This is a genomic window from Bacillus sp. FJAT-28004, from assembly GCF_001280845.1.
Lineage (GTDB): Bacteria > Bacillota > Bacilli > Paenibacillales > Paenibacillaceae > Pristimantibacillus.
Map to the genome: position 1 here is coordinate 1,888,998 of NZ_LGHP01000001.1, position 11,970 is coordinate 1,900,967.

Consider the following 11,970-nt stretch of genomic DNA (forward strand, 5'->3'; position numbering starts at 1 on the left):
ATAACTTCTGCGGTGCCTTTATTTTTTGTTATACAAAAATAGCTGATATCAGCATTAATCATATTTCATTTCATTTTGGTCAATACAGATAATCTATATGATTTTTGCGCAGCCGTGATTCATGATCGTTATGAAACCTAAACTATCTTTTGCTATGAAATTAGGTTGACAGTCTATTTCAGGTCATCGTATAATACAAAACGTAATCATAACGATTACGAACAAGAGAGAAAGATGAATGGAGAGAAACCCAAATGAATAGACTGAAATCATTGACAAGACCTATGGCGCTTAGTTTTCTTTTATTGGCAATACTGCTAATTGTCGCGGCTTGTGGCACTAATACGGATAATGCAGGCTCATCAAACCAACCAGCGAATGGCAGTTCTGGTGCTGGTCAAACAGAGGTGAAACAGGTTGGTGTCGTTACCAGCTTTTATCCTTTATATTTTCTAGCATCTGAAATTGGCGGAAATCATGTCCATGCGGTTAATCTAGTTGCTTCAGGCGTAGAGCCGCATGATTGGACACCAAAGAGCCGTGACCTCGATACGGCGTCGAAGGCGCAGTTGTTTTTGTATCATGGAGCGGGACTTGAAGGCTGGGTTGACGGATTTCTGAAAGGCTTGTCCAAGGACAGCGAAGTCGTTACCAAAGAAATCAGCAAAGGAATCTCTTTAATCGAGAGTTCAGATGATGAACATGAAGAACATGAAGAACATGAAGAACATGCGGAAGAAGAAGGACATGAGCATGGCGGAGTAGACCCACACACTTGGGTTAGTCCGAAATCAGCACTTACGTTAGCTGAGAATGTGAAAAATAGCTTAATTGAAGTTGATCCTGTAAACCAAGCAGATTATGAAAAAAACTATGAAGCATTAAAAGTAAAGTTGGAATCAATCGATGCAGATTATACAGCAAAGCTTGCGCAAACAACGAACAAAAATATGGTTACCTCGCATCAAGCGTTTGGTTATCTAGCCCGCGACTACGGCTTGAAGCAAATTTCAATCATGGGTCTTAGCCCAGACGCTGAACCCCGTGCACAGGATTTGCTCAAAATTTCGAAGTTTGTTAAGGCGAACGATGTAAAATATATATTTTTTGAAGAATTAGTTTCAGATCAGCTTGCAAAAACTCTTGCAAGCGAAGCTGACGTTGAGACGATGGTACTTAATCCGCTCGAAGGCCTAACGCCGGATCAAGATAAAGCGGGAGAAACGTACTTAACCCTAATGGAACGAAACTTGCAAAATCTTGTGCAAGCATTACAATAGAGCAAAAGGCAAACCTGCGGAGCTGTTTTATGCTCCGCATTGCTGTGAGGAGAGAAATTATGGCGCAATCGAATCGAATGACAAATGCAGATGCAAGCTGCCACCAAGAGGTTATTTCATTGGAGGACGTCTCCTTCTCTTATCAACAGCAGACGGTCATATCGAAACTTAGCTTCGCGGTGAAGGAACGGGACTTTATCGGATTAATAGGCACGAATGGTGCTGGTAAAACGACGCTGCTGCGAATGATCGTTGGATTGATAAAACCAACCAGCGGTACCATTCGGTTGTTTGGTGAGAAAGTAGACAAATTTAAGCAATGGGAGCGGATCGGATACGTCCCGCAGAAGAACACATTAAATCCGTTATTCCCGGCCACTGTTCGGGAAGTCGTCCTATCTGGGCTTTATGGCCGCAGCAAGCTGTTCAAGAAAATGAATAAAACGGATTACCAAAAATGTGATGATGCTCTGCAAGCAATGGGTATCGAAGATATAAAGGATAAACGAATCGGCCAGTTGTCGGGCGGCCAGCAGCAGCGTGTATTTCTTGCAAGAGCGCTCATTAACAACCCGTCGCTGCTTATACTGGATGAGCCGACAGTAGGTATTGATACGGAAACGCAGGAAAGCTTCTTTCATATGATCAAGCATATGCATCAGCATCATAACATTACATTTCTAATGGTTTCACATGATTTGGATATGATTCGCTCCTATTTGGGACAAGAGCCAGCCGCTGGAAATGGGAAGCTCAAGTTTCATATTAAACACTCGCACGAAACGCAGGACTGCGTAGAAAATGATCTAGCACACAGCCTGAAAGGGCTAAGGGAACAAATGGAGAGCAGGAAAGAGGTTGTTTTGGTTGGAGATCGTAACTAGTGAATTTTTTCAAAGAGCTCTTATTGGCGGACTTCTAATCGGCGTAACTGCTCCGCTAATCGGCTTATTTCTTGTGCTGCGCAGACTTTCAATGATCGGAGACACGTTATCGCATGTATCTATTGCTGGCGTGGCGCTTGGTTTCTTGATCGGCGTGTATCCGATAGCAATGGGGTTTGTGTTTGCGATTGCAGCTTCCTTTGCCATTGAAAAGCTCAGGAAAGCATATAAATCATACGCAGAGTTATCCATTGCTATTATCATGTCAGGCGGGGTTGCACTCGCGTCGTTATTATTTACGATGGGCAAAGGTTTCAACAGCAATGTGAACAGTTACTTATTTGGAAGCATTTATACACTTAGCACGACTGATCTTTACGTTATAGGCGTAGTTACGCTTATCGTTCTTGTTGCGATTAGGCTTCAAGTGAAAGAGCTCTTCCTGCTTACGTTTGACGAGGACGCGGCGGCAGTGAGCGGCTTGCCCGTCAAATTTTATAATGTTATGATTAGCGTGCTTACTGCTCTTGTTATTAGTGTATCTATCAAAATAGTAGGTGCGCTGCTAGTATCGGCATTGTTGACCATACCGGCCGCATGCAGCTTAATTATCGCGCGCAGCTTTCGTCAAAGCGTTATAACAGTGGTCATTATAGGCGAGATTGCTGTTGTATTGGGCTTGCTCATCGCAGGTGTGTGGAATTTGGCGCCTGGTGGCACTATCGTCTTGCTGCTAATTGCTGTGTTGCTATTGCTGCTCGTATTCCGTAGAGGTGTGCGTCCAGGCAGTTAATTAGAATTGGGGTGAAAGGGTTTGTCAGATATTAACATTTGGCTGGCGTTTGGCGCTGGTTTTGCATCATTCATATCGCCTTGCTGTTTGCCGCTTTATCCTTCGTATTTGTCATACATAACTGGTATTTCAGTGGCCGATTTGAAAGGGAACACGAATGCAAAACCAAAGCGTATGCGAACGATGTCACATACGCTGTTTTTCATTTTGGGCTTCTGTACCGTGTATTATGCATTAGGTTATGGAACGAATGTGTTTGCTGAATTTTTCAGCGAATACAGACAGCTGATACGGCAATTATCTGCGATATTAATTATTTTGATGGGGTTATTCCTTATTGGACTATTCCAGCCGCAGCTGCTTATGAAAGAAAGAAGAATGAATCTTATTCCGAAAAAAGCAAACTATGTCAGCTCCTTTATTTTCGGAATTGGCTTCTCAGCAGGCTGGACCCCATGTACAGGGCCCGCCCTTACTGCAATTTTAGGCCTCGCAGCGTCGGAGCCTGGAACTTGGTTTCAGTTAACGACTGCTTATTCATTAGGTTTTGCGATACCTTTTTTTGTATTAGCCTTTTTCCTTGGTACTGCAAGATGGATACTGAAATATTCGGCTAGTGTGATGAAGGTTGGTGGAGCTGTTATGATTTTGATGGGTATTTTATTGTTTACCGATCAAATGACCAAAATCACGATCTGGCTCAATATGATTACCCCAGAATGGTTGAAATTTTAAGCTTCAAAGTCTTCTACGTAAAATATTCAATTTTCGCTTCTGGAAAATGATCGAATATGCGCTCCGATATATACATGCGGAGCGCATTTGCTTGTTCATCAGGATAAACGTATTTTCCTTGACCCCAGCGCCCCCATTTATATTTACGTTTTTCAATATCCATTTCGAGCTTCGTCCGCGGATACCGCTTTTCAATGACTGCTTTTGCTGTTTTTGTAAACCGATGTTGAATAAGTTCAAATGTCAGATCCTTGGTAACATCCTGCGGTAGTTTGTCTGCAAGAGAAGCTATAAGCTCGCCATAGCCTTCCTCCCAGCCTTCATGCCAAATAATAGGGGCAATAATGAAGCCCATTGGATAGCCTGCCCTAGCCACCTTTGCGGCGGCCTCGATGCGTTGCTCAAAACTTGATGTAGCTGGCTCAAAATGTTTAATTACGTATTTTGCGTTGACGCTAAAGCGGATACGGGTATGTCCATTATGCTTCGCATCAAGAAGGGAATCAACATGGTGAAATTTGGTGACAAACCGAAGCCGACCATGTTCTTGTTCCCCCATAAAATCGATAAGCTCGCGAAGACTGCCAGTAATCGGCTCAAGCCCTACGGGATCGGATGTGCATGCAGCTTCAAAACGTGTAATTTCCGGTTTACTCTCATCGATGTATCCCTGTGCTGCTTGAAGAATTTCGTCTATATTCACATAAACTCGAATATAAGGCTTAGCTCCTAAAGTCGTTTGTAAGTAACAATAATGACAATGAGCCATACAACCCGTTGCAATCGGAATGGCGTATTCTGCTGAAGGCTTAGAAGTATCAAATTTCAAGGTTTTGCGAATGCCGACGACTAGAGTCCTTTTGGCGATTTTGTATTGTTCAAGCTCAGTATCGCCAGGTAAATTCGTAATCCGGTTATGGGAAGTAGTCATTCGATAAGGAATGCTTTCTTTTTTGACCCACTCAAAAATACGCTGCCCTTTGGGATAATTGAGTGCGGATGGTTCAAAATAAACAAGCTCAGGGACAAAGGAAAGAGTGGCGCGATCAGGTTTTGGACGCTCGATTATAGCGGTGCTCATTGCTCATTCCTCCTGTAGATTCATCACAATCAACATCATCTTATTGTGTGGAGGAGGAGCTGGACTGAAACTGGTAAGTTCAAGTGGGATTTGTGGTTCGTCATCTATTATGGAGAAGTGCTTGGGTTGCAGTGAGCACAATGAACAGTGTATGATACAATGAGTAACGCCTGCGAAAAAGGTGAAGAAGTATGGTTAGGGGGTTCTTCAGTGCCGACACCGAGCATGGAAGACTACTTGGAAAGAATTTATAAGTTGATTGATGAAAAAGGTTATGCGCGTGTCTCGGACATTGCAGAAGGACTAGAGGTGCATCCATCCTCAGTCACCAAGATGATTCAAAAGCTCGATAAAGATAATTATTTGATCTATGAGAAGTATCGCGGGCTTGTCCTGACCAATAAAGGCAAGAAAATGGGCAAAAGGCTTGTTGATCGACATCAATTGTTAGAGTCATTCCTAACGACGATTGGCGTACAGGACGAGAATATTTATCAGGATGTTGAAGGAATTGAGCATCATCTTAGCTGGGACTCTATAACCTGTATTGAAACTTTAGTTGAATATTTCCGGAGAGACTCTCAGCGTATGGACGAGCTTCGTGCCGTGCGTGCGGAAATGGACAGCGAGTAATACATATCGAAACGAACGAACAAAAAAAAGGACCGGGGCATCTAAGCCTCAGTCCTTTTTTTTGTTGTTAATGATATTTAGGCGTTTCATCATCTTCCTTGCCACCTTCAATGACACGAAACGGCACGGTTTTGGAGCGGCTCTTGCTGGTTTTTGTTTTGCTAGTTGGAGCACGTCTTTGTGTGACATGTGCTCCTCCTTGTCGCGTATTGTATCCTCTTAAGAAAGAAGGCGGATATTTATAAAGCAAGAAAATGCCGCCAAGCACCACAATGGGAATTAAAAAAGTTATTGGGCTTTGGATAACGCTGTATACGAGACCGATCAACAGCAGCGCCAAAAACGAGATGGACCATACATTCCATTTGCTTGGTATTCTGCTCATTGTAATACCGCCTTTCCTTGTTCATTAGGAATTATTTCATTTGTTTGTCTAGTTCAAGCATACGCTTGAAGGAAGCAATCGATACCGCGACTTGCTCATCACGTGGCTCTTTTGTCGTTAGAAGCTGCAGCCATAGTCCTGGATATCCGAGGTAACGAAGCACTGGAATTTCACGCAAAGCATTAGTCCAGCGAAGCACCTCATAAGAAAGGCCGAGCACGAGTGGAAGCAGTAAGATACGGATATAGACGCGTTCCCAAATCGTGTCCCAAGTAAAGATAGGTAACGAGTATACAACAACACCTACGATAACTGTGAACACGATAAAGCTGGAGCCGCAGCGATAATGAAGGCGGCTATATTTCTGTACATTTCGAATGGTAAGCTCTTCACCAGCTTCATAAGTACTAATTACTTTATGCTCAGCTCCATGATATTGGAACAAACGCTTAATTATTGGTGTCATGGAAATGAAATATAAATAAGCAAGCAGCAAAATAATTTTGATGAGTCCTTCTAATAAATTATGACCGATTTTGTTTTCAAATACCCCAGAGAAGAGAAGCTCTTCGAGCGCTGCCGGAGCTGCGGTGAATATAAGCTTTCCGAAAATAAAGGAAAGTACACCGGCGACAGCCACGCCAACAACCATGCTGAGGCTCCAGCCTTGTTTCTTTTCTTCCTTTACTGCGGCAGGTTGCTGATTGTGATCTGTTTCTTTAACCTCACCGGCTTCATCCTCAGCGTAAGCTTCCATAGAGAAGTTTAAATGCTGGGAGCCTTTGGCGCTTGATTCAAGAATGCCTACAACGCCTCGAACGAGAGGGATTTTTTTTAGAGCTTGAATCCAGCTCTTGGTTGTGCGAGGTACTTCATAAAATACGATTTCATCATTTTTGCGTCGGACAGCTGTTACGTTAACGTGTTTGCCAGCAAACATAACGCCTTCAATAACCGCTTGTCCGCCATATATGCTTCGGGAGTCTTGCGGCAAGTGCTTGTCACCTTCCTTGAATGGAATATCGTCTTAGCTGTTACGACGAATGTACCTTAACTTTGTAAGTCTATTGTACTTGATCTATCAGTCAATTGCCAACGTCAGCATCATAAAAGAAGCGCGAGGTGAGCTGACGGTAAAGTATGGTTATCGTTCGGTATTATTTCACATACTAATTCGGACAACTTTGGAAATAGGAATGGAGGAATTGCTGTAATGGCTGTTAAAACGCAACGAAATCAATTTAATAGGCAGAAGCATGTAACAAACCCTTGGCTCTACTCATTCAAAATCGGATTTTTTGCAGGCTTAATATGGGGAGTCGTACGCTGGATGTTTTTTGAGATGAATTTTACGAAAGTGCTTCCCGGCTTCGTAGCTGATCCATTTTTTAAGGCTTCCTTTCTGAAGACAGGGTGGGGAGAGGTTGTAGGGATTGGAGCGTTCGTTATCTTTTCAATTGTTGCTGCGTTTCTTTATAAAATAATACTTGGGAAGCTGCGCGGACCGTGGCCGGGTATTTTGTATGGGGCTGTGTGGTGGGCTATTATATTTATCGCTGTGGGTCCGATGCTCGGCGTTATGCCAGGTATCACGAAAGCGGGCTGGAATACGCTATACACGGAGTTGTGCGTCTTTCTTCTATGGGGTGTATTCATAGGTTATTCCATCGCTTTTGAGTTTACGGATGAAGCATCGAGAGAGCCTGCTAAAGCTCAGTAACGAGTGCTACTTCTCAAGCGGCAGACATTTGTGGTAAAATGGCTAATGATCTTTGAACCTATGATGGATTCGGTTGCTTGGGAGGTGCATTCATGCACAAAATTGTTGTTTTGAACGGACCGAACTTAAATATGCTCGGCATTCGTGAGCCTAGTGTATACGGGACAGAAACACTTGCAGACATCGAATCGCTCTTGAAGGATAAAGCTGAGACACTTGGCGTCTCCGTTGAATTTTTCCAAACGAATCATGAGGGCGATATGATTGATCGAATACATAGTGCGTACGGCAAGGTTGACGGTATTGTCATTAATCCTGGTGCTTGGACCCATTACAGCTACGCGCTTCGCGATGCGCTTAGCACCGTTGGTTTGCCGATCATCGAGGTGCATATGTCGAATATTCACAAGAGAGAATCGTTCCGTCATATGTCCGTCGTTGCTGCAATTGCAGTCGGTCAAATCGCTGGCTTTGGGTCTGATAGCTATGAGCTTGGTCTTACTGCGCTCGTGCGTCACTTGAACAAACAGCAATAAGTTAAGAGAGGGTGTAGCGGTTATGGCAAACGATAGAGTAAAGCGACTTCGGCAGCTGATGGAAGAACATCGCTTTGAAGCGATACTAATTGGAAGCGAGTATAACCGTCGCTACATAAGCGGATTCACTGGTTCGTCAGGAATGGTGCTGATTACGCTAAGCGAAAGCTATTTGCTTACTGATTTCCGCTATCGCACACAAGCGCCGCAGCAAGCGGTTAATTTTCAAATTGTTGAGCATGGATCGAATCCGCTGGCGGATGTGCTCGAGCTGCTAAAACAACATAAGTTGTCGAAGCTGGCTTTCGAACAAGATCATGTCGTGTACAGCGAATTTACAGCTTGGTCGAAAACATTAAACGGCATCACGCTTGAGCCTGCTTCAGGATTAGTTGAACAGCTTCGCAACATTAAGGACGAGGCTGAACTTCAAATTATGCAGGAAGCTGCCGATCTTGCGGACAGCACCTTCAATCATATTTTGAAGCTGATTCGCCCGGGAGTTCGTGAAACGGATATCGCACTAGAAATGGAAGTTTATATGCGCAGCCATGGCGCGACTTCTTCTTCCTTCGATACGATTGTAGCCTCAGGCGAGCGTTCTGCATTGCCGCATGGAGTAGCTAGTGATCGCATTATTGGGAATAATGAGTTTGTAAAGCTTGATTTCGGAGCTTATTTTAATGGCTATTGCTCCGATTTGACACGCACAGTCGTGGTCGGTACTCCGACAGCTAAGCATCTTGAGATTTACAATATCGTGCTCGAAGCGCAATTACATGCACTTGAGCATATTAAGCCAGGCATGACCGGTCGTGAAGCGGATGCGCTGACTCGCGACATCATTACGAAATACGGCTATGGCGATCTATTTGGACATGGTACCGGACATGGACTAGGCATGGAAATTCACGAGGGACCTAGATTGTCCAAATTCAGTGAAACGATTTTAACCCCCGGCATGACGGTTACGGTAGAACCCGGCATTTACGTACCTGGCTTCGGCGGCGTGCGCATTGAGGATGACATCGTTATTACGGAAACCGGTATTAAAATATTAACCTCATCCCCGAAGGATTTAATCACTCTGGGTTAAGGACTATTCATTCAGGAGGGAATCAGCAATGATTTCAGTAAACGATTTTAAAACAGGATTGACCGTGCAAGTAGACACAGATATTTTTACAGTTCTTGACTTTCAGCACGTAAAACCTGGTAAAGGCGCTGCATTCGTACGCTCTAAGCTGAAAAACCTTCGCAACGGCAACGTTGTTGAGAAAACGTTCCGTGCAGGCGAAAGTATTGGCCGCGCGATTATCGAAAACCGTGAAGTGCAATATTTGTATAACTCCGGCTCGGAGTACACATTCATGGATAACGAGACGTTTGACCAATTTAACTTGGACAAGAAACAGCTTGAGTGGGAGCTAAACTTCCTGAAAGAAAACATGAACGTTAACATTTCGAGCTATCAAGGTGAAATCCTTGGTATTCAAATGCAAAACAGCGTAGAGCTGAAAGTTATTGAAACAGAGCCAGGCGTGAAGGGCAACACAGCGCAAGGCGCAACAAAAACAGCTAAGGTTGAAACTGGCCTTAACGTTCAAGTTCCACTGTTCATTAACGAAGGCGATGTTTTGCTGATCGATACTCGTGAAGGCAAATACATCTCGCGCGCTTAGTAAGCAGCTTGATAAACCGTCCGAAGGATTTCGGACGGTTTTTTTGTAAGAGGATATACCCATAGATAAGCTCAATGTGATATAATATTGACTTGTATGTACATGTCAGGTTTGGGAGTGAATCGGCTTTGTCGTTGATAGTGATGAAGTTTGGCGGCAGCTCCGTTGGATCGCCGGAGCGGATGCAGCGCGTAGCTAAGCGTATTATTGAGAGGCAGCAAGAAGGCAACGATATCGTTGTTGTTGTTTCTGCCATGGGAGATACGACTGACGATTTAATCGATCAGTCGAAACAGCTTAATCCAAATCCGCCGGCGCGGGAAATGGATATGTTATTAACGGTTGGAGAGCAAATTTCGATAGCAATGCTATCGATGACCGTACACCAGCTTGGTGCAAAGGCCGTTTCCTTTACGGGTTGGCAAGCAGGCATTCGTACAGAAGCGGTGCATGGAAAAGCGAAGATGACGAATATCCATCCAGAGCGCGTGTTCAAAGCGCTTGAAGAGGGAAATGTAGCTATTATTGCAGGTTTTCAAGGGATGACAGAAGAGGGGGAAATTACAACACTCGGTCGCGGCGGTTCTGACACGACTGCAGTTGCTATGGCAGCTGCGATGAAAGCAGACGTTTGCGAGATTTATACCGATGTTGACGGAATTTACTCAACTGATCCTCGCGTAGTGAAAAATGCGCGTAAGCTAAACGAAATTTCGTATGATGAAATGCTTGAGCTTGCTAATTTAGGCGCTGCAGTATTACATCCGCGTGCGGTGGAGTACGCTAAGCATAACAATGTTAAGCTTGTTGTGCGTTCAAGCTTTACTCAAAACGAAGGTACAAGTGTGAAGGAGGAAGCGGTCATGGAGCAAGGCGTGGTCGTTCGCGGCATCGCGTTTGACAAAAATGTAGCAAGAATTAGCATTATGGGAGTAGAGGACGTTCCTGGCGTACTTGCAAATGTGTTTGGCGCATTGGCAAGCAACGGCATCGATGTTGACATTATCGTACAAAGCGGTGTTCAGGACGGCAAAGCCGATTTCTCCTTCACGCTTTCAGGCGACGATAAAGACAAAGCGATCTCGGTTATCGAAGGAATTCGCGGCACTGTTTCTTTCCGTGAGACAACGTCGGAATCTGATCTTGTTAAAGTATCTATCGTAGGTGCAGGCATGGTCAGCAATCCAGGCGTAGCAGCGAAAATGTTCGCATCGATTTCTTCACTTGGAGTAAGCATCAAGATGGTAAGCACCTCAGAAATCAAATGTTCTTGCGTTATTGAAGCTGAGCCTCTCAGTGATGTTGTGCGTGCACTTCATACTGCATACGGCCTTGATACGGCTGAACAAGCATTCGTTGGCGGCCCTCAGGATCGTCGTTAATCAAATAGAAGTAAAGAAGGCACGCCCCTTGTTAAGGAGCGCGCCTTTTTTTTGTTGTCTAAAAACACTTAAGATGTTATCCATTTCTCGTTAATTGATCACCGTTAAGTCTGGGAACTTCTTGATAGATATCAATAGCAGAACATGCCTCTATGTCTTTTTTCATCCCAAGCTTCATTAGTTTTTTTCCTGTCATTCCGCTCATAATGGTTTCTTTTATGTGAGCGGATCGATTCCTGTACAAAGCCAGCATAGCATATCCGAAGTCATCCATCTCTATCGCAAAATGACTTAAGCCTTGAAGTCTATCAAGTACAAAGCCAGCACATAATCCGTCCTCGATTGCAAATTCATCGTGACTCCCCGCGCACAAAATGACAACATCCCTCCGCAGCTCAATCGCCGCGCGCGCACAAGCCTCCGCATTTAGAAGCGATGCAGTCAGCACATAATCCGCTCTCATTGATTTATGAATCGCTCTAGTGCCATTCGTTGTCGTCAGGATGATTCTCTTGCCAGCAACGACCTGTTCGGTGTATTCCTCTGGCGAATTTCCAAGATCGAAACCAGCAATTTTACGACAAAAGCGTTCTCCTCCAAGCAAATCTCCTGGTCGCTGAAGCGCGCGTGCTTCCATCACGGTTTCAGCAGGTATTATGCATGAAGCTCCCGCAGCAATAGCGGTAACAATCGTACTTGAGGCTCGCAAAACATCGATGATGATCGCCGTCTTATGATGAAATCTTGCTGAACTAGCCTCGTTCACACTGGATATAACCTGCACTTGCATCGTTGTTATTCCGCCTTTCTCGAACTCAATGCTATATGATATGCGCTGGGCTACCACCCGGTGCGGGCA

Annotated in this window: 14 protein-coding genes; 10 read left to right on the plus strand and 4 right to left on the minus strand. The window is 44.3% G+C overall.

Going from position 1 to position 11,970, the window contains the following annotated elements; genetic code table 11:
* Positions 1–254: 254 nt before the first annotated feature.
* From AC787_RS07845 to AC787_RS07860, 4 genes are read left to right on the plus strand one after another with little or no spacing between them, the layout of a single operon-like run.
* Positions 255–1,280: a metal ABC transporter solute-binding protein, Zn/Mn family gene (locus tag AC787_RS07845; RefSeq protein ID WP_054024267.1), complete on the plus strand. Its 1,026-nt coding sequence runs from the start codon at positions 255–257 to the stop codon at positions 1,278–1,280.
* Between the two features lie 59 nt (positions 1,281–1,339).
* Positions 1,340–2,164 (plus strand): metal ABC transporter ATP-binding protein, encoded by an 825-nt coding sequence (locus AC787_RS07850; RefSeq protein WP_235560927.1) that lies wholly within the window; start codon positions 1,340–1,342, stop codon positions 2,162–2,164.
* A complete protein-coding gene (locus AC787_RS07855) occupies positions 2,148–2,957 on the plus strand; it encodes a metal ABC transporter permease (RefSeq protein WP_054024268.1) in 810 nt (269 codons plus the stop codon). Before AC787_RS07850 ends, AC787_RS07855 begins: the two co-directional genes overlap by 17 nt.
* Before the next feature lie 21 nt (positions 2,958–2,978).
* Positions 2,979–3,692: a cytochrome c biogenesis CcdA family protein gene (locus tag AC787_RS07860; protein WP_054024269.1), complete on the plus strand. Its 714-nt coding sequence runs from the start codon at positions 2,979–2,981 to the stop codon at positions 3,690–3,692.
* 13 nt (positions 3,693–3,705) lie between these two features.
* Here the strand turns inward: AC787_RS07860 and splB are convergent, their stop codons facing one another.
* Complete coding sequence (gene splB / locus AC787_RS07865; protein WP_054024270.1) at positions 3,706–4,773, minus strand: spore photoproduct lyase; 1,068 nt, start codon at positions 4,771–4,773, stop codon at positions 3,706–3,708.
* A 210-nt stretch (positions 4,774–4,983) separates the two neighbouring features.
* On the opposite strand from splB, the gene mntR reads away from it, so the two are divergent.
* On the plus strand, positions 4,984–5,406 hold the full coding sequence (gene mntR, locus AC787_RS07870) for a transcriptional regulator MntR (RefSeq protein WP_053376766.1): 423 nt from the start codon (positions 4,984–4,986) through the stop codon (positions 5,404–5,406).
* Positions 5,407–5,473: 67 nt separating this feature from the next.
* Here mntR and AC787_RS07875 read toward each other — a convergent pair whose 3' ends face one another.
* On the minus strand, positions 5,474–5,791 hold the full coding sequence (locus AC787_RS07875; RefSeq protein WP_054024271.1) for a hypothetical protein: 318 nt from the start codon (positions 5,789–5,791) through the stop codon (positions 5,474–5,476).
* Between the two features lie 31 nt (positions 5,792–5,822).
* Entirely contained in the window at positions 5,823–6,785 is a 963-nt protein-coding gene (locus AC787_RS07880; protein WP_054024272.1) for a DUF1385 domain-containing protein, read from the minus strand.
* Between the two features lie 219 nt (positions 6,786–7,004).
* Between AC787_RS07880 and AC787_RS07885 the strand changes: the two genes are divergently transcribed.
* The 5 genes from AC787_RS07885 to AC787_RS07905 all read left to right on the plus strand — a co-directional run bounded on the left by AC787_RS07885 (position 7,005) and on the right by AC787_RS07905 (position 11,111).
* The gene (locus AC787_RS07885; protein ID WP_054024273.1) at positions 7,005–7,511 is read left to right on the plus strand and encodes a YqhR family membrane protein; all 507 of its coding nucleotides are present in this window, start codon (positions 7,005–7,007) and stop codon (positions 7,509–7,511) included.
* A gap of 92 nt (positions 7,512–7,603) precedes the next feature.
* Positions 7,604–8,047 (plus strand): type II 3-dehydroquinate dehydratase, encoded by a 444-nt coding sequence (gene aroQ, locus AC787_RS07890; RefSeq protein ID WP_054024274.1) that lies wholly within the window; start codon positions 7,604–7,606, stop codon positions 8,045–8,047.
* 22 nt (positions 8,048–8,069) lie between these two features.
* Complete coding sequence (locus AC787_RS07895) at positions 8,070–9,143, plus strand: M24 family metallopeptidase (protein ID WP_054024275.1); 1,074 nt, start codon at positions 8,070–8,072, stop codon at positions 9,141–9,143.
* A 28-nt stretch (positions 9,144–9,171) separates the two neighbouring features.
* Positions 9,172–9,729 (plus strand): elongation factor P, encoded by a 558-nt coding sequence (efp, locus tag AC787_RS07900; protein ID WP_053376760.1) that lies wholly within the window; start codon positions 9,172–9,174, stop codon positions 9,727–9,729.
* Positions 9,730–9,857: 128 nt separating this feature from the next.
* Entirely contained in the window at positions 9,858–11,111 is a 1,254-nt protein-coding gene (locus AC787_RS07905; RefSeq protein ID WP_054024276.1) for an aspartate kinase, read from the plus strand.
* A 76-nt stretch (positions 11,112–11,187) separates the two neighbouring features.
* Here the strand turns inward: AC787_RS07905 and AC787_RS07910 are convergent, their stop codons facing one another.
* Positions 11,188–11,901, minus strand: a complete 714-nt coding sequence (locus AC787_RS07910; RefSeq protein ID WP_054024277.1) for a 2-phosphosulfolactate phosphatase — start codon at positions 11,899–11,901, stop codon at positions 11,188–11,190.
* Between the last annotated feature and the right edge of the window lie 69 nt (positions 11,902–11,970).